Here is an 18,490-nt window from a genome sequence, read left to right on the forward strand (position 1 = left end):
AACTAGTGATTTAATAACCCGATCTGAGCAGGATGATTATTTTGTTGCAGCATTTTTTTGTTCAATTACCTGATTTTAATCCATGTTATACTACAACTAAACTAATTGTGAGGTGGTTGACTTGGAAATTTCGCGGCGAACGACGGGCCTATTTTTATACGGGATTTTGTTGAGCATGTTCATTGGTTTACTGGCGTTTACATTTTTATTTCTAGAAAATAAGTTAAGCGCATTGCTGTGGACCCATTTGCCAACTGACCCGCTGGTGAGCAGTGGGTATAAGTTACTTTTGGTGGCTGGTGGCACGTTTTTATTGCTTAAATGTCAGCGCCGTTGGGGGACGTTACCGCAAAAGCTAAATGTCACGTTGGCAGCATTGCGCACACCGCAAGGAATTAGTGGCCAGCGGGTCATTCCGGCACTAATCAGTGCCTTGGTGATTTTGCTGACCGGCGCCGGGGTCGGCCCAGAGGCTGCCTTACTGAGTGCCGTTGTTTTATCATCAGTGTGGGAAAGTGAGAAGTTGCGCTTTTACTATTTTAATTTCCAACAACTACAGCAACAAACCTGGTCGCAAAGGGCTGCGGTGTTGTTGGCGCCGCACCGTTATTTAGCGCCTTCTCGGCCGACGCCTTTAACTAATGTTCAAGCATTGCAACGGCAAAAAAAGTTTTTTTACGGTCTTTTTATCGTGAATGGGCTGGCCACCTTTAGCGCTTTGATGCGCGCTACCGATCAACCGGCGTTTATCACTAAAATTGGACTGACCCATTGGGTGGCGGCCGATTTATTATGGGTGCCGCTTTTAGTCGCCCTAGGTGTTGGTTACGGGCGCCTACTCGGTTTTTGTGGTTATCAGTTGACCCAATTTATTCCCCGTGTGTTTAAAACCGTGCGGCAACGGATCTTGGTTGGTAGCCTAGTCATTATTGTAGTAGCGCTTTGGTTGCCGGACTTACTTTTCTCGGGGCAACACGCGTTTCATTTATTGACCGGCGCTTGGTTGACGCGCTCAAGCGTATTTTTAACGTTAATGGCGTTGAGCAAGTTGCTGTTTATGCTACTCTGCGTGGCAACTGGCTGGATCGGCGGTGATATTTTTCCAATTATTTTTGCCGCGATCACCCAAGGCTTGGCGGTCACTTCCTTGCTGCCTCAGGTCGATCATTTATTAGTGATCGCCGTGATCAGTGCCAGTATGGCGGCGACTTTGTTGCAACGACCTGTGTTGGCTAGCATTCTGCTGGCGTTATTTTTCCCGGTTCAATTGTGGCCGGTGATTTTAGTCACGTTATGCTTGTTATTAGGACTTAAAAAACTAACTGGAGGCTTTTTATTTGGCAATCACAACTAAAAAAATATTAGCATTATTAGAAGAACAAGCCGATAGTGCCCATCCTGGAGTTGAAGTGCTCACCGATTATATGCAGTTAAACGTTAGTTATCAGTCGGCACTGGATGAAGTCACCACTAAGTTGAAAATTATTGATCGAGAATTAAGTAGTGGCACTACGATCGGCCGCAAAAACGCGATCCATCAAATTCAGACCCGCATTAAATCATTAAAAAGTATTGTTAAGAAGTTAGATAAAAAAGGTTTAGCTTATTCACCAGCGATCATTGAACAAAACTTGGCGGATATTGCCGGTGTGCGCGTTATCTGTTCCTACACGGATGATATTTATTTGATTTTACATTCCTTAATGCAACAAACTGACGTTAACGTTTTGCAGATCAAAGATTATATTAAGCAACCGAAACCATCTGGTTATCGTAGTTTACATGTGATCGTACAAATTCCGGTTTTCTTTTTAGAGCAAACGCGGCAGTTAAAGGTTGAGATTCAGTTTAGAACGATTGCCATGGATTATTGGGCTAGCCTTGAGCACGGTTTGCGTTATAAAAATAACTTAGCACACAGCGAATTAACAACGCGTTTGGAAAAAGCAGCGGTGCAGATCAATGATTTAGAAACAGAAATGCTGGCGATTCGACAACAATTAGAACACGATCACCCAGTTGACATGTAGGTGACGATTGCGAAAAAGGGTTAACTTTGACTGGATAGGTCGGTTAACCCTTTTTTGTGTGCTGGTATTTCACGAACGGGCTACGTATAATAGTAGGTAAGTAAATTAATAGAATGAGGTCGTTATGGACAACGAAATTTTACAGCGGACAATTGACCGTTTACCGGAGTATCACGCTAAACAAATTAAAAGCACCCTTGGCTTATTAACGGATGGCAACACCGTTCCCTTTGTGGCGCGTTACCGCAAGGAAGTTACGGGTAACTTAGATGAAGTGCAAATTCGTGCGATCGAAAGTACCTACAACTATCAACTTAGTTTAGTCGAACGCCAGAATGAAGTTTTAAATAGTATTCAAGAACAAGGCAAATTAACACCTAAGCTGCAACAACAGATTCAAAAAGCCACTAAATTACAGCAGGTTGAGGATCTTTATTTACCCTATAAGCAGAAGCGCCGGACTAAGGCTACCATTGCTCGGGAAAATGGGTTAGCGCCATTGGCTGCTTGGTTATTAACGTTTCCGCAAACCGCAATCAATACAAAAGCACAGGCGTTTATTGATCCGGCCAAGAAGCTGGCGACAACCGCTGATGTTTTGGCCGGTGTGCATGAGATCTTAGCCGAAGAATTCAGCGACAATGCGACTTATCGTGAATGGGTCCGGCAATATACGACTAAGCACGCTAAGTTCACTGCGCAGGTCAAAGATAAAAGTTTAGACGAAAAACAAGTCTATTCAATTTATTACGATTTTGCCGAACCATTAGCTAAAATGGTATCGCACCGCGTTTTAGCGGTTAATCGTGGTGAAAAAGCTGGTATTTTAAAGGCCAGCTTAGCGGTGGAAACGCGGCCGATCCAGTGGCATTTAGAGCAGGTGGTTATTCGCGGTCAGCAAGGGCCGGCGGTAGATGTGGTTAAGGCGGCGATCGCTGATGCGTATAAACGGTTTATTGGGCCAGCCATTGAGCGGGAGATCCGCAGTAATTTGACTGATCAGGCCGCAGATCAAGCGATCGCGGTGTTCGGTGCTAATTTACGTAACTTATTATTGCAGGCACCTCTGAAAGGGCGCGTCGTAATGGGCTTTGACCCGGCTTACCGAACAGGTTGTAAGCTGGCGGTCGTCGATGCAACCGGTAAATTTCTCGACAAATTAGTGATCTACCCGCATAAACCAGCGCCGCAAAGTAAACGGCAAGCGGCAGCAGGAATCTTTAAAACCTTTATTGAAAAAAATCAGGTAGAAATGATCGCCATTGGTAACGGCACGGCTAGTCGGGAATCAGAACAGTTTGTGGCTGAAGTGCTGAAAACTTTGGATCGTAAAGTTTATTATGTGATCGTCAATGAAGCGGGTGCCAGTGTTTATTCCGCTAGTGACGTGGCGCGGGCAGAATTCCCTGCTTTTAATGTTGAAGAACGTAGTGCCGTCAGTATTGCACGCCGGTTACAGGATCCACTGGCAGAACTGATCAAAATTGACCCGAAAGCAGTGGGCGTCGGTCAGTACCAGCATGATGTTCCGCAGAAAAAATTAAGCGGCCAACTCGACATTGTTATTGAAGACGTGGTCAATAGCGTTGGCGTTAATCTGAATACAGCTAGTCCAGAATTACTAGAACATATTTCGGGTTTAAGTAAGACAACTGCGCATAACATCGTCACTTACCGGAATGAACAAGGTAATTTTACCAAGCGCCAAGAATTGAAGAAGGTACCCCGGTTAGGGCCAAAAGCCTTTGAACAGGCAGTTGGGTTCTTACGAATCATTGCCGGAAAAAACGTGTTGGATAACACTGATATTCATCCTGAAAGTTACGCAGTCGCTAAGCAAGTTTTAGCTAAATTTGACTTAACTTTGGCGGCGGTTGGTACCACTAAGATCGAAAAGATCACGGCAACGGCCGCGTTGGCAGCAGAGCTAGGGGTTGGCCTAGTGACTTTGCAGGATATTGTCAGCGGCTTACGTAAGCCAGGTCGCGATCTACGTGATGATTATGCGCAACCACTTCTGCGCACCGATGTTTTGGCGATCACGGATTTAAAACCGGGGATGGCATTGGAAGGGACAGTGCGCAATGTCATTGATTTTGGTGCTTTTGTTGATATTGGCGTGAAGCATGATGGCTTAGTCCATATTTCGCAGTTAGCTGATCACTTTGTCAAAAATCCAAGTGAGGTGGTTGCGGTTGGCGATATTGTTCACGTTTGGGTGCTGGCAGTTGAACAGCAGCGCGAGCGGGTCCAATTGACGATGATCCCACCGCATAAAAATGACTGATTTAGAATTAACGCATTATATTCAGCAAGTTTCGCAAAAATATTTCCAACGGCCTTTTAAACACCGGGCAAATTTTAATCGACGCTTAAAAACAACGGGTGGTCGTTATCATTTAGAGGATCATCATATTGACATTAACCCGCGTTTCGCGGAAGATAGTGATAAATCTATTTTGCTGGGCATTGTTAAACATGAATTGTGCCACTATCATCTTCATTTGGCGGGCGGGGGCTACCGGCATCGTGATCATGACTTTAAACAATGGTTAGCAGCAGTGGGTGGTAGTCGCTACGCACCAGCATTGACCGTTGCTAAAAAGGTTCAGTGGCATTACCAATGTCGGCGGTGTGGGCAAAACTATGCACGCCAGCGGCGGTTAAATACGCAACGTTATGTTTGTGGTAAATGCGGCGGCCGGCTAAAGTTACTGTAACACCAACGCTTAGGCTTGGTAGGTTAATTCTCAATTGATAGCGGCATGTTTCAGCTAAATAACTTTAATGATGAAATGGGAGGATACAAAATGCGACAAATAGGTATTGGTTTACTTGGTTTAGGAACGGTTGGCAGTGGGGTCGTTCGCTTGTTGCAATCGCATAAAGACAAGATTTCCGCGATCACTGGCCGCGAGTTAGTGATCAAACGTGTCGTGGTGCATAATCCAGCCAAAAAGCGGGCAGTTGAATTACCTGATGTGCCGGTGACTGCGAATATTGCGGATATGGTCCAGGATCCAACGGTTCAGATTGTGGTTGAAGTTATGGGGACGGTTGATCCTGCTGAAGGGTATATTGAGCAATTATTACGGGCCGGCAAGCATGTTGTTACCGCTAATAAGGACCTGATCGCGCAAAAAGGCGCACGCTTAGTCGATATTGCGCAAGAAAAACAGCGCGATCTCATGTATGAGGCAAGTGTTGCCGGCGGGATCCCGATTCTACGAACGATCGTCAATAGTTTTGCGGCGGATCAGATTCTGGAAGTCAGCGGGATCGTTAACGGCACAACTAATTATATTTTGACGCAAATGAATCAGAAAAAAGTCAGCTACGCGGCGGCTTTAAAGTCAGCTCAGGAGCTGGGCTTTGCCGAAAGTGACCCTACCAATGATGTAAAGGGGATCGACGCTGCCTATAAAATGATCATTTTGACGCAATTTGCCTTCGGGATGAATTTGACTTTGGATGATATTGCGGTTGAAGGGATCGACAAAATTCGTTTAGAGGATATCCAGCAGGCACAGAGTCTGGGCTACACGATCAAATTGATCGGCACCGCCAAACAAATTGCGGGGCAGATCAACGTTGCCGTTGGGCCAGCATTAGTACCGTTAGGCAATCCTTTGGCTGCTGTGCAAAATGAAAATAACGCAGTGGTTGTCAAAGGGGCTGCCGTTGGCGAAACCATGTTTTATGGCCCTGGTGCTGGTGAATTGCCAACTGCTAATAGTGTGCTCAGTGATATTATTTCGGTTACCAAAGATATCGGTATCGGCATTACCGGTAATACGTTTAACAACTACCGGCAAGGTGCGTCCTTAGCGCCGGCTAAAGTGGTGAAATCGGCTTATTACTTTGCGCTGAAAATGCGCGATATTCCGGGGCAAATGTTGACCTTAACGAAGATCATGGCGGAAGTGCAGGCCAGCTTTAAACAGTTGACGCAAACTTCCAGTGATGGTGATTTTGCGCATGTGGTGATGATCACACATGAGATCGATTTAGACCAATTGCAAAAAATCACGGCGGCAGTGGCTGAATTAGATAATATCAACTTATTGTCCACATATAAGGTTCTATAAGCGTGTGGTCAATTGAGTTATCCGCTGCACAGACATAAACTGCAATAAAATTTGCGGCGGTAGGGTCATTGAATATGGCCGTTTAATTTTTATTAGGGGGGAACAACAGTTATGACAACAATTCGAGTACCGGCAACTAGTGCTAATCTTGGCCCTGGTTTTGATTCGATTGGTTTAGCGCTGAATTTATATTTGACCATCACCATCGGCGAAGCACGATCAGATTGGTTTATTGATCATGAGATGGGGGCTGACGTTCCCACCGATGAGCATAATTTGATCATAAAAACAGCGCTGGCCTTGATTCCTGATTTAGAGCCGCATCGGCTAGTTATGCGTTCAGAAATACCTTTGGCGCGCGGCCTTGGCAGTAGTTCTTCAGCGATCATTGCTGGTATCGAATTAGCGAATCAGCTGGGCAACTTGGATCTAACGGATTATGATCTATTGCAGATCGCGGTTAAGTTGGAAGGGCATCCCGATAATGTGGCGCCAGCGATCTATGGTGGTTTTGTGACCGCAACTTATGATGAAGTCGAGGCCGACGCGGTTAGTGCACCATTTCCGGCGGCGCGGGCGCTGACTTTTATTCCCGACGCTGAGCTGTTGACCAGCGCTAGTCGGGCGGTTTTACCGGCTAAGCTTCCGCTACGAGCGGCGGTGACCACCAGCTCAGCGGCCAACGTGTTAGTTGCGGCAGTATTACGTGGCGATCTAGAGCTAGCCGGTCGGATGATGGAACGCGATCAATTTCACGAAACCTATCGTGGAAAATTAGTGCCGCATCTAGAACAGATTCGTGAACGTGCCCGTGAATGCGGGGCGTGTGGGACTTACCTAAGTGGTGCTGGGCCAACGGTTATCAGCATGGTGCCCACCCAAAACGCCGCTGCGATCCTTGACGAATTAGAAACGTTGCCGTTAAAGGGCCGCTGGCTGAATTTAGCGATCGCACCAGCTGGATTAGCAATCGAAAAATAAGGTGAAAAACACGCTGCTGTAGGGCATGTTTCTTGCTAACATTAGAAATTAGTAAAAAGCGTTGCGTCACTATCTTTTTTTTGCTAGAATAAAACAGTTGGCTATTTGCGGCTGTGGCGGAATGGCAGACGCGCTAGATTAAGGATCTAGTGAGAAATTTTTCTCATGCTGGTTCAAGTCCAGTCAGCCGCATCAAGATAGTTTCAAAGCGTAAAAAAACGTTGCTCGAGCAGGCTTATTATTAGCCCGCTTTGGCAACGTTTTTTACTATTGTTTTTTAAAAAAGGTTCGGTAAAAAGCAATAAATAGAACTTAGCTTTGATCATTTTGGCAGTAATTGACTGCCCAACGAGAGCGCCTTTGTATAGGGCTTTAAATACCGAAACAGCAGCGACTGCGAACAAAGCCGGACATCTAAAAATAGGCGCAAACAAAAAATCAACTGAATAGGGATTTAATTATTTGAAGTGGTTTCTTAAGTCGATGTTACGCAAATTTCATCTGCCAAGGAAATATTGAGTTGCTTCTAATTGTGATGTCTTAAAAACCAGCCTTGGCGTTATAATAAAGTTACTCACAAATAGAAAGTAGGTCAACAATATGACAGATAACGAAACGATCCAGCAGCAACTCGATCACCGCACGATTCGGGCATTCACCGAGCAACCAATCGCACCGGCTTTGATCAGTCAGCTAGTTGCTGTAGCGCAGCATACGGCAACTTCACATTTTCAACAGGCATTTAGTGTGATCAGTGTAACTGATCCGGCCGAGAAAAAGCAGATTGCCGCAATTTCTGGGCAAAATTACGTGGCGGATAATGGTCATTTGTTTATCTTTATTGCGGATCAACACCGTAACCAACAGATTGGTGTCGAAATGGGGCAACCCAAGAATCATTTAGGCAGCGCCGATCGTTTTTTGGCGGCGTGGTCAGATGCTAGTTTAGCGGTACAAAATACAGTTGTTGCCGCTGAAAGCTTAGGCTTGGGCACCGTGATCCTTGGTAGTATTTTAAATGACTGCCAGCAAATGATCGATATTTTAGCCTTACCGCAACTGACTTTTCCGGTATTAGGATTAGCACTTGGCTGGCCCAATCAGCAACCACAACTGAAACCACGTTTGCCCGAACAATTTGTTCATTTTGAAAATAGTTACCAGTTGCCGCTGCCAATTAAAGCGGCATTGACTGACTATGATGCAGCAGTGCATGAATATTATGATCTGCGCGATACTAATCGGCGCGTCGATACCTTTACCAATCAAATTCAGCAAGCCTTGTTACAGCAACCGGCTAAACGGGCAGCAATGTTACACGTTTTACATCAGCAAGGCTTTTTGCTTGAATAGGGTTTGCAGCGGTTTTCTTGTGTATCGGTTTATGATACACTAGTGTATATGAAACGTTACAGATCACGGCAAAAGGGACGGGGTATCATATTTGAAACGAATTGAGCGGGTTTATCAACAAGTTGTTAGAATCTCACGGCAATTGACGCCAGCCGAGATCGGGCAAGGGGCTGGCGCGACAACTAAGCAGTTGGTAACGGATCTGGGTATTGTACGACCGAATGTGTCCAAAGCATTGAATGATCTAGTTCGTACGGGTAAATTAGTCAAACTCGCCGGGCGTCCAGTTCGTTATTTAACGCCAGAATTAGCCCAACAGCCAGTGCCGGCACCACCAGCAGTTGTGCCACCTGCGCCGCCAGTCGCCGCCATGCCCACTGATTTTTTTGACAAAATGATCGGTGCGCACGGGAGTTTGAAAAATCAGGTGGAACAGGCTAAAGCGGCGATGCTTTATCCCCCTAAGGGATTGAATACCTTGATCATTGGGCCAACTGGTTCTGGGAAAACCTTTTTCGTCCACGGTATGTATCAATTTTCCACTGTTCATCAGATCGTGACCACCGATAAACCCTTGATCACCTTTAACTGTGCCGATTACGCCCATAATCCGGAATTATTGATGTCGCATTTATTTGGCTACACCAAGGGGGCCTTTACTGGCGCTAATGAGGACAAAGACGGGCTGATCCAAGAGGCTGAAGGGGGCATGCTGTTCTTAGATGAAGTTCATCGTTTGCCACCAGAAGGTCAGGAAATGATTTTTTATTTCATGGACCATGGAACATACAGTCGCTTGGGAGAAACGGCGAAGACGCATCATGCTAATGTACGCCTCGTTTGTGCAACAACGGAAAATCCAGAAAGTAGTTTATTGGCTACCTTCGTCCGGCGAATCCCGATCACGATCCAGCTACCAGCGTTTAATCAGCGACCAGCTAAGGAACGAATTCAATTGCTACAGTCTTTATTTTCATTGGAAGCTAATCGAATTCATAAACAGGTACAGATCAGCGAAGATGTGGTCAAAGCACTGTTAGGCAGTGTCACTTATGGGAACGTTGGCCAGTTAAAATCGAATATTCAGTTGGTGTGTGCACAGGGTTTTTTACGCCATATGCAGTCCAATGATTCTATCATGATCACGGCGGAGGATCTGCCAGCCAGTATTCAATCTGGGATCGCAACGTTAGCGTCTAACCGAGAAGATCTTGGTGAAGTGACTAAGCTATTGGAGCCGGTGCTGGCCATTGGCCCTGACCAAACATCAGCAACGCTACAACAGGATGCCTATGAATTACCGTATAATTTATATGAAATTATTGGTGATAAGGCGGCGATTCTCAAATCAGAAGGCTTGGATCAAGATCACATCAATAATTTCATTACCACAGATATTAATTTACATCTAAAATCCTTTTATCATGAAACCGCGATTGATGAGCAGGCTGACAACAAGCTAGCCGAAATTGTTGATCGGGATATTATTGACCTCACTAAAGAGATTCAAGGGAAAGTGCAAGAATTATTAGGTTATACCTTTAAGCGGAATTTTGTATACGCGGTCAGTTTACACATCAGTTCCTTTGTTAAACGAATTCAGTCCGGTAAGTTAGTTCGGAACATCAGCGAGGATCTTAAAGGGATGGTGGCGGATTATCCTAAAGAGTTGGAAGCCGCGTCTATGATCAAGCAGGAGCTGGAGAATCATTATGATGCGCCGATCCCTAAATCAGAAGTGTATTACCTAACGATTTTATTGGCATCATTACGTTCAGTATCAGTTGCCGGTAAGGTTGGGGTCGTGGTGGCGGCTCACGGTAGTAGCACTGCATCCTCAATGGCTCAAGTTGTCAATAAGTTACTGTCAGCCGATAATTTGTTGGCCTATGACATGCCGATCGAAATGAGCCCGCAGATCGCTTATCAGGGAATCGTGGAGCGCGTGCGCCAGGCTGATAATGGTAATGGCGTCATTTTATTAGTCGATATGGGTTCGTTATCTACCTTTTCACAGCGCATTTATAAGGAAACCGGCATTCAGGTTAAAACCATTGATATGGTGACCACGGCGATGGTGCTGGAAGCGGTTCGGAAAACGGAATTGATTGACAACGACCTCAATATTATTTATAGCGAGTTAAAAGAGTTCCATGGTTATTCCAAAGTGAACGGTGATACACTACCGTCGGTCAAGGCTTTGGCCAATAAATCAGCGGCCACACAAAGTTTGCCGCGGGCAGTGGTGGCGATTTGTTCTACTGGCGAAGGCACCGCGATGCAGATCAAAAAAATCATTGAGCAACAGCTTAGTGAGCAACTGATTGATGATGTGACGGTGCTCCCGATTTCAGTGGTCAATATGCAGCAAACTCTGTATCAGTTAGGCCAGGAATACCATATCATTGCGGCGGCGGGCATTGTTAAGCCGGATCTACCCGTTCCTTTTGTTGATTTAGAACGATTGTTACAAGATGATGGCCATGACTTTTTTGAACAAGTTAGTGCTGCGATCGATCATGAAGAGCTACAGGCCAGCTCACCTAACTTAACGAAGGAATTGTGCGAGTCTTATATGAAGGATTATTTTTTGTATTTGAATCCCCACAAAATGATCGATATCCTTTGGCGCTATGCGGAAACGCTTAGCGATACACTGAAAACTAGTTTTACTGAAACTTTCCGGATCGGCTTGATTTTACATGTTGCTGGGGCCTTAGAGCGAACATTACTGCAACAAACGATCACTGCCAGCGCTGCTGAACGGGCAACGGTTAAACAATCCCCTTATTATCAGGGAATTCAGAAAAGTAACGCTGTTTTACAAGAACAATTACAGCTAAGGCTAAATGATGATGAAATTTATTATGTGGAACAGCTCTTTGATACACAAGCTCAAAAAAGTGTCTCTTAAAGAAAAATTAAGAAGCGATACACAATTATTACTGTGTATCACTTCTTTTTTATTTAAAATGATCCCCGCCATTTAAGCGTTTGTAAGCGATACACAAAAGTTGGCACGATATTTGCTTAATATATAAGTGTAGGACTTAGGACCTACGACTGAGTTGAAACATGCTGAAAAAAGTAGGTCACTGCGCCTAACTAAGTGACCTGAACGCTTTTTTCAGCACTCTGTGGGAGGTGACAATGTGATTGCAATCGTTGTTGCAAGCCACGGTAAGTTTTCTGAAGGTGTTTTACAATCTTCAAAAATGATTTTTGGCGATCAAGAGAAAGTTCAGGCGGTAACTTTTATGCCTAATGAAGGTCCTGCTGACTTAACGAAAAAGTTTAAGGCGGCGCTGGCGACTTTTGATCCCGACGATCAAGTTCTGTTTTTAGTTGATTTGTTTGGCGGATCACCGTTTAACGCAGCTAGCCGGATCGTTGCTGAAAACTTAGACAAGTATGCACTGATCACAGGCTTAAACTTGCCAATGCTTTTAGAAGCGTATACAGTTAGAGATAAGCCCGTTGCTGAAATCGTTTCCCACCTTGAGGAGACGGCTAAAGCAGGCGTTAAGCATTTGGAATTGACCGCGTTTTAATTAGGAGGCAAATAAGCGATGACGATGGAGATTTGTTTAGCTCGCGTCGATAGTCGCCTGTTACACGGCCAAATTGCTACGGTCTGGGCCAGAAGTGTTAAGCCTAATCGGATCTTGATCGTATCCGATGCAGTTGCGCATGATACCTTGCGCCGGACTTTGATCGTTCAGGCGGCACCGCCAGGTGTACGGGCCAACGTGATCACGTTGGCGAAAATGATTCAGATCTATCACGATCCGCGTTTTGATGTTTTTAAAACGTTATTACTGACGGAAACTGTGGAAGATATGGCCCGCTTGGTCAAAGGCGGTATTGATCTGACCCAGGTGGGTGTTGATGTTGGTAGCCTAGCATTTTTCGGTAATATGAAAATGATCACCGATTCAGTTGCTGTCGGCCCGCAACAAGCGGCCGCGATCCGTTATCTACATGATGACGCGGGACTGGAAGTCTATGCGCAAAAGGTACCCACTGATCGCAAGCAGAATTTAAACGATCTGCTTGGTAAAAATGGTTTTTAGGTAGAAGTAGGCGTGCACCTATTTTTATTTTAAACAATATTGACAGGGCTTTCCTGTCAAAGGGTAGGGGTAATTGCTACTCTAGCACTTATTATATTTTAATTTAGTAGGAGGTAAAAAGATGGTAGGAATTGTTATTGCCAGTCATGGTCAATTCGCCGATGGGATCTTGCAATCCGGAAATATGATTTTTGGAGAACAGGAAGATGTAAAAGCTGTTACATTAATGCCTAGCGAAGGACCAGATGACTTCAAGGCAAAGGCGCAAGCAGCAATTGCAACCTTCAGCGACCAAGATCAAGTTTTGTTCTTAGTCGATCTCTGGGGGGGCACACCGTTCAACCAAACGAACAACTTGTTCGAAGAGCATAAGGACAAGTGGGCGATCGTAGCTGGGTTGAACTTGCCAATGTTGATCGAAGCTTATGCATCACGGCTTTCGATGAACACAGCACATGAAATTGCGGCACATATTATCGAAACAGCTAAAGACGGGGTCAAGGTTAGACCAGAAGAATTAGCGCCTAAGGAAGCACCAAAGGCAGCTGCTAAAACTGGGGCTAGCGCAGGTTCTCCAGGTAGCTTAAAGTATGTTTTAGTGCGGGTCGATTCACGTTTATTGCATGGTCAAATTGCCACGGCTTGGACGAAATCAGTTAACCCAACTCGGATCATTGTTGTTTCCGATTCAGTTGCTAAAGATGACTTACGGAAGAACTTAATTCAACAGGCAGCGCCATCAGGGGTTAAAGCCCATGTGGTTCCCGTTGATCAAATGATCAAATTAGCTAAGGATGACCAGCATTTTGGTGGCCAACGTGCATTATTATTATTCGAAACACCAGAAGATGCATTGCGGGCTGTTGAAGGCGGTGTGCCATTCGATACGTTAAATATTGGCTCAATGGCACATTCAGTTGGGAAAGTTCAGCCCAACAAAGTTCTAGCTTTTGACCAAAAAGATATTGATACTTTTGGTGAATTGAAGGCCAAAGGAATCAAATTTGACGTTCGTAAAGTGCCAGGGGATTCTCCTGAAAACATGGATTCTATCCTGAAAAAAGCACAAGACGAATTACGCAAACAAGCTTAAACAAAAAAAGAAGGAAACGGAGGATTAATAGTCATGGATTTAAACTTTATTCAAGTGATATTAGTCATTATCGTAGCATTCTTTGCTGGTATGGAAGGTATTTTGGATGAATTCCATTTCCATCAGCCAGTTATTGCATGTACGTTAATCGGCTTAGTAACCGGACAGTTAGTACCTTGCATGATTTTAGGTGGTACTTTACAAATGATCGCCTTAGGCTGGTCCAACGTCGGTGCCGCAGTTGCACCTGACGCTGCCTTAGCCGCAGTCGCATCCGCTATTATTTTAGTATTAGGTGGTCAAGGTAAAGATGGTGTTTCATCAGCCATTGCCATTGCCGTACCTTTAGCCGTAGCCGGATTATTATTAACGATTCTTGCTCGGACAATCGCAACTGCTATTGTTCATATCATGGACCGTTATGCTGAAAAAGGTAGCTTCAGAGGAATTGAAACTTGGCATATTATCGCTATCTGTATGCAAGGTGTCCGGATCGCTATCCCTGCAGCATTGATCTTAGCTGTTGGTGCTGGCCCAGTGCGTGATATCTTAAATGCAATGCCTACTTGGTTAACTGATGGCTTATCCATTGGTGGTGGTATGGTCGTTGCCGTAGGTTATGCAATGGTTATCAACATGATGGCTACTGCTGAAGTATGGCCATTCTTCGCTATTGGTTTCGTATTAGCAACTGTTACTGATTTAACTTTAATCGGTCTTGGTGCTATTGGTATCTCCATGGCTTTGATCTACCTTAACCTTTCCGAAAAAGGTGGCTCAAGCAACGGTGGTCCATCTAATTCAGGTGACCCGCTCGGCGATATCATAGATAACTACTAACGAAAGGAGCGTATAAAAAATGGCAGATAATAAAATTGCACCAACAAAAAAAGTAGCCTTAACTAAAAGAGATCGTATCTCCGTTTGGTGGCGTTCAACGTTTATCCAGGGTTCATGGAACTACGAACGTATGCAAAATGGTGGCTGGGCTTACACGTTGATTCCAGCTTTGAAACGCCTCTATACAACTAAAGAAGACCGTGCTGCTGCATTGAAACGGCACATGGAATTCTTTAACACCCATCCATATTTAGCTTCACCGATCATCGGGGTTACGATGGCACTTGAAGAAGAACGTGCCAATGGCGCTCCTATCGATGACGTTGCTATCCAAGGGGTCAAAGTAGGTATGATGGGTCCTTTGGCTGGTGTCGGTGATCCAGTATTCTGGTTCACGGTTAAGCCAATCTTAGGTGCCTTAGCTGCATCATTGGCAATCAGTGGCAATATCATGGGTCCTATCTTGTACTTTGTTTTATGGAATGCAATTCGGATGGCCTTCATGTGGTATACACAAGAATTCGGCTACAAGGCCGGTGCTTCTATTTCTGATGATTTATCTGGTGGTCTGTTACAAAAAGTAACTAAGGGTGCTACTATCCTAGGTATGTTCATCTTAGGATCACTGATCAATCGTTGGGTTGTCGTTAAATTTACACCAGTTGTATCTTCGATCAAACAAGCAAAAGGGGCCTTCATTAACTGGGCTACTTTACCAAAAGGTGCTGCTGGTATCAAAGAAGCTTTGACCCAGCAAGCTGCTGGTTTGTCATTGGACAAATACAAAGTAACAACTTTGCAAGATAACTTAGATCAATTGATTCCAGGTTTAGCTGGCTTATTGGTTACTTTCTTGTGCATGTGGTTATTAAAGAAGAAAGTTTCCCCAATCATTATCATTCTTGGTTTGTTCGTAGTCGGTGTCGTATTACATGTATTGAAAATTATGTAATCGGTACTTCATTAAAGCCTGGGTCTTTGTACCCAGGCTTTTTTGATAAAATAGGCACAACCAAGTATAATTGAGTAAAATGAAAAAGAAATGGAGTTATCCTGATGGTACAATCAATCAACACGAAGGTCGATTTAGTTGTCGAAGCGACGTCCTTTATGGGTACAGCCCGTTATGGGAAAATTATGATCGGTGATAAAGGGTTTGAGTTTTTTAATAGCCGCAACGTTCGTGATTTCATTCAAGTCCCGTGGCCTGAAGTCGATTATGTGTTAGCCTCGGTTATGTTTAAGGGTAAGTGGATCCCACGTTTTGCAGTACGGACTAAACATAACGGTACGTACAGCTTTTCGGCTAAGAATACGAAGCAACTGCTTCGGGGCATCCGTGAACATGTTGATCCTAGCCATATGGTACGTTCATTAAGCTTTTTCGACGTGATCAAACGCAGCTTGGTGCGCCTATTCAACCGGATCACGCGCCGCGGCAGCAAATCATAGGATTCAGCTGAAAGGAAGAGTGTGACATAAGGCGCCCAGCTACTACTTCACAGTAGTAGTTGATTTTCATACTGAAAATCTTTGATGTTTCGGGCGTTGACCATTCTTATGGCACACATTTTAGCTATATTGTTCGGAAGTACAAAAAAGGAGTTGGACATAAATGACTTATGTTACGACTCTTTTTTTATTAGTTTTAAGTACGCTTAGTCAGTATGGTAACGCTTAAGTACCGCTGTAAATGGTATAATTAAAGTTAGATCAGGATCAGATAATCTTGTGAAATATTAAAAAAGTGGGGTAAACAAATGACTGAAGCGATTAATCATAAAATTGATCTACAGACGGCGGCCGTTTTCTACACGGGAACACCGCAGTCCGGGAAGGTTATTATTGGTGAAACAGGCTTTGAGTTTATTAATCAGAACAAGCAGCGGTTATCGTTACAATTGGTCTGGGCAAATATTGAACTAGTAACGGCTTCAGTTTCACTCCGCAAAAAGGTGGTTCGTTACTCGATTCAGACCCAGGATGGTTTGTTGTATAGTTTTTCTTCAAAAAATGCAAATGAGGTATTAAGGGCGATGCGGGTCTATATAGATGCGAAAAAATTAGTCAAAGCCAAAAGCGTGTTTGACGTTTTTCACGTACAACATAAAAGCTGAAGACCAGTGGCTGATTCTTGAAAAATTAGTTTCAAGCGCGATGTTCAGCGCGCTTAACTAACGCCATACCACGCGAAAGCTACTTGGCAATGCGGCGATCAGGCTGATTTGCTGAAGCAATATAAAAAAGAACAGTGACCGGGGTTTTAATAAGCTGGCGCGTTGTTCTTTAATTAACGGCCATGGTGGCTGAAAAGAAAGGGCGACGCCGATGGCACTCAAAGTCACAACTGTTGAAATTATCATCCGTTTACTGCTGGCAGTACTGATTGCCGGCGTGATCGGCTATGATCGCGAATATAAAAATCGTCCGGCCGGATTGCGGACGCATATTTTAGTCTGTGTCGGGGCCTGTGTGATCGCAATGATCCAACAAAAAATCGGGTTTCAGGCCATTCAATTTGCGCGGGCTTTTCCCCAGTATGCTGGGGTCGTGCGCGCTGATGAAGCACGCTTGATCGCGCAGGTGGTCAGTGGAATCGGTTTTCTCGGTGCGGGCACGATCATTGTGACCCGCCATTCAATTCTCGGGCTGACCACCGCTGCAAGTTTATGGGCGACAGCTAGTTTGGGCTTAGCGGTGGGAATGGGCTACTATGAAATTGCGATCATCAGCGCGCTGGTTGTGATCGGTGTGCTAACCTTTATGCAGAAGCTTATTCATGTCGATACCTTGAAAAAAATTGAAGTTAAATACCGCGACAAGCTGGCAACTAAAACGTATTTACAGCAATATTTTGCGACTAAGCACATTACGATCAATGATGTCAGTTTTAATACGGAACAAACAGCGCAAGGTGAAGTGTATATAAACGTCTATAAAATAAAAATACCACGTCAATTAGCTTATACGCAGATCGTGGAGGATATTTCGTTACGTTCGGATATTGTTAAGGTCCGGTTGATCAGTATTTAATTTAGAAGGGAAAAATTATGACTTTAAAGGATATTGCTAAGCAAACAGGTTATTCGGCGTCCACAGTATCGCGGGCTTTGAATCATGATCCTCGAATCAGTGCTGAAGCAACCCAGATCATTCAGAAGGTGGCAACAGCAACAGGTTATACCAAGGATTTTGCTGCCCTTAATTTGAATAATCGTGAATCCAATATTTTAGCGGTGGTTTTTCCACCGGAAAATTTGATGAACGTCAATAATCCGTTTTATGTCGAAATTATCAAACAAGCCAATTATATTGCTAGTAAGCATGGGTATATGGTTTCTGTGGTAATGGCCAAAAGTATGGCGGCTTTACAACGGGAGGTCAGTACCATGATCACCAGCGGTAAAGTGCGCAAATATATTTTGCTATATAATTTGCCCAAAGATCCGGTGACGCAGCATTTGAAAAAAAATGGTGTCCGGTTTGTCGTGATCGGTGACCCCCATGATGCAACGGTTACCTTTGTTGATAATGATAACTATGCCGTTGGTGTAGCAGTAGCTGAACAAAAATTTACGCAATTTCAACCGTTAGTGCCGGCCTACATCTACTCAAATCAGCGCTGGCAATACGAAGTCGATCGTTTAAAGGGGCTCAAGCATGTCTTTGCTAAGCGTGGGGTGGCGTTAACTGAGTTTACCTTTGACCAGCAAAATTTAGCGGCTGCTAGTCAGGCTTTTCGGCAACTACTTAGGCAGCATAATTTATTGATCATTTCCAGTGATGACTTGTTGATCCAGCTTTATGGGTTGTTACACCACCAACAGCCAGTACAGATCATCAGTTTCAATAATTCAGATTTTATTCAACCGATCAGCGAACATATTCAGTCGGTTGATCTGCAGCCGCAAAAAATGGGTGAAGTTGCGGCTAAAATTTTATTTAAGCCGGAAAATAAAAAAATTTCACAGGCGAATTACATTGACTTCAGGCTTTAGCATGAAGTTTTTTATTTTCTTTTTGTGCAATCGG

The 18,490-nt window shown here is 44.3% G+C and carries 17 protein-coding genes and 1 tRNA gene; all 18 read left to right on the forward strand.

What is annotated here, in order from left to right:
* Positions 1–121: 121 nt before the first annotated feature.
* The gene (locus FFM78_RS02050; RefSeq protein ID WP_137636778.1) at positions 122–1,354 is read left to right on the forward strand and encodes a chloride channel protein; all 1,233 of its coding nucleotides are present in this window, start codon (positions 122–124) and stop codon (positions 1,352–1,354) included.
* Complete coding sequence (locus tag FFM78_RS02055) at positions 1,338–2,030, forward strand: GTP pyrophosphokinase (protein ID WP_223876980.1); 693 nt, start codon at positions 1,338–1,340, stop codon at positions 2,028–2,030. Before FFM78_RS02050 ends, FFM78_RS02055 begins: the two co-directional genes overlap by 17 nt.
* Positions 2,031–2,154: 124 nt before the next feature.
* Positions 2,155–4,317, forward strand: a complete 2,163-nt coding sequence (locus FFM78_RS02060; protein WP_137636779.1) for a Tex family protein — start codon at positions 2,155–2,157, stop codon at positions 4,315–4,317.
* Positions 4,310–4,750, forward strand: coding sequence for a SprT family protein (locus tag FFM78_RS02065; RefSeq protein ID WP_137636780.1), 441 nt, complete (start codon positions 4,310–4,312; stop codon positions 4,748–4,750). Before FFM78_RS02060 ends, FFM78_RS02065 begins: the two co-directional genes overlap by 8 nt.
* A 90-nt stretch (positions 4,751–4,840) precedes the next feature.
* Positions 4,841–6,118, forward strand: coding sequence for a homoserine dehydrogenase (locus FFM78_RS02070; RefSeq protein ID WP_137636781.1), 1,278 nt, complete (start codon positions 4,841–4,843; stop codon positions 6,116–6,118).
* A gap of 111 nt (positions 6,119–6,229) precedes the next feature.
* A complete protein-coding gene (gene thrB / locus FFM78_RS02075; protein WP_137636782.1) occupies positions 6,230–7,099 on the forward strand; it encodes a homoserine kinase in 870 nt (289 codons plus the stop codon).
* A gap of 107 nt (positions 7,100–7,206) precedes the next feature.
* Positions 7,207–7,291: transfer RNA gene (locus FFM78_RS02080), tRNA-Leu, on the forward strand.
* A gap of 408 nt (positions 7,292–7,699) precedes the next feature.
* The gene (locus FFM78_RS02085; RefSeq protein ID WP_137636783.1) at positions 7,700–8,452 is read left to right on the forward strand and encodes an NADPH-dependent oxidoreductase; all 753 of its coding nucleotides are present in this window, start codon (positions 7,700–7,702) and stop codon (positions 8,450–8,452) included.
* A 91-nt stretch (positions 8,453–8,543) separates the two neighbouring features.
* The gene (locus FFM78_RS02090; RefSeq protein WP_137636784.1) at positions 8,544–11,366 is read left to right on the forward strand and encodes a sigma-54-dependent transcriptional regulator; all 2,823 of its coding nucleotides are present in this window, start codon (positions 8,544–8,546) and stop codon (positions 11,364–11,366) included.
* Between the two features lie 238 nt (positions 11,367–11,604).
* Positions 11,605–12,003, forward strand: a complete 399-nt coding sequence (locus FFM78_RS02095) for a PTS sugar transporter subunit IIA (protein WP_137636785.1) — start codon at positions 11,605–11,607, stop codon at positions 12,001–12,003.
* An 18-nt stretch (positions 12,004–12,021) separates the two neighbouring features.
* Positions 12,022–12,525, forward strand: coding sequence for a PTS sugar transporter subunit IIB (locus FFM78_RS02100; RefSeq protein WP_137636786.1), 504 nt, complete (start codon positions 12,022–12,024; stop codon positions 12,523–12,525).
* Positions 12,526–12,646: 121 nt separating this feature from the next.
* A complete protein-coding gene (locus tag FFM78_RS02105; protein ID WP_137636787.1) occupies positions 12,647–13,618 on the forward strand; it encodes a mannose/fructose/sorbose PTS transporter subunit IIA in 972 nt (323 codons plus the stop codon).
* Between the two features lie 33 nt (positions 13,619–13,651).
* Complete coding sequence (locus tag FFM78_RS02110; protein WP_137636788.1) at positions 13,652–14,458, forward strand: PTS mannose/fructose/sorbose transporter subunit IIC; 807 nt, start codon at positions 13,652–13,654, stop codon at positions 14,456–14,458.
* Positions 14,459–14,477: 19 nt separating this feature from the next.
* Positions 14,478–15,410 carry a PTS system mannose/fructose/sorbose family transporter subunit IID gene (locus FFM78_RS02115; protein WP_137636789.1) on the forward strand — a complete coding sequence of 311 codons (933 nt, stop codon included), beginning with the start codon at positions 14,478–14,480 and terminating at the stop codon, positions 15,408–15,410.
* 104 nt (positions 15,411–15,514) lie between these two features.
* Positions 15,515–15,910, forward strand: coding sequence for a DUF956 family protein (locus FFM78_RS02120; protein ID WP_137636790.1), 396 nt, complete (start codon positions 15,515–15,517; stop codon positions 15,908–15,910).
* A gap of 308 nt (positions 15,911–16,218) precedes the next feature.
* Positions 16,219–16,575: a DUF956 family protein gene (locus FFM78_RS02125; protein ID WP_137636791.1), complete on the forward strand. Its 357-nt coding sequence runs from the start codon at positions 16,219–16,221 to the stop codon at positions 16,573–16,575.
* Positions 16,576–16,786: 211 nt separating this feature from the next.
* Positions 16,787–17,491: an MgtC/SapB family protein gene (locus FFM78_RS02130; RefSeq protein WP_137636792.1), complete on the forward strand. Its 705-nt coding sequence runs from the start codon at positions 16,787–16,789 to the stop codon at positions 17,489–17,491.
* Positions 17,492–17,508: 17 nt separating this feature from the next.
* Positions 17,509–18,456: a LacI family DNA-binding transcriptional regulator gene (locus FFM78_RS02135; RefSeq protein WP_137636793.1), complete on the forward strand. Its 948-nt coding sequence runs from the start codon at positions 17,509–17,511 to the stop codon at positions 18,454–18,456.
* Positions 18,457–18,490 lie beyond the last annotated feature (34 nt).

Origin of the sequence: Loigolactobacillus binensis (assembly GCF_005405165.1) — a bacterium.
GTDB lineage: Bacteria > Bacillota > Bacilli > Lactobacillales > Lactobacillaceae > Loigolactobacillus > Loigolactobacillus binensis.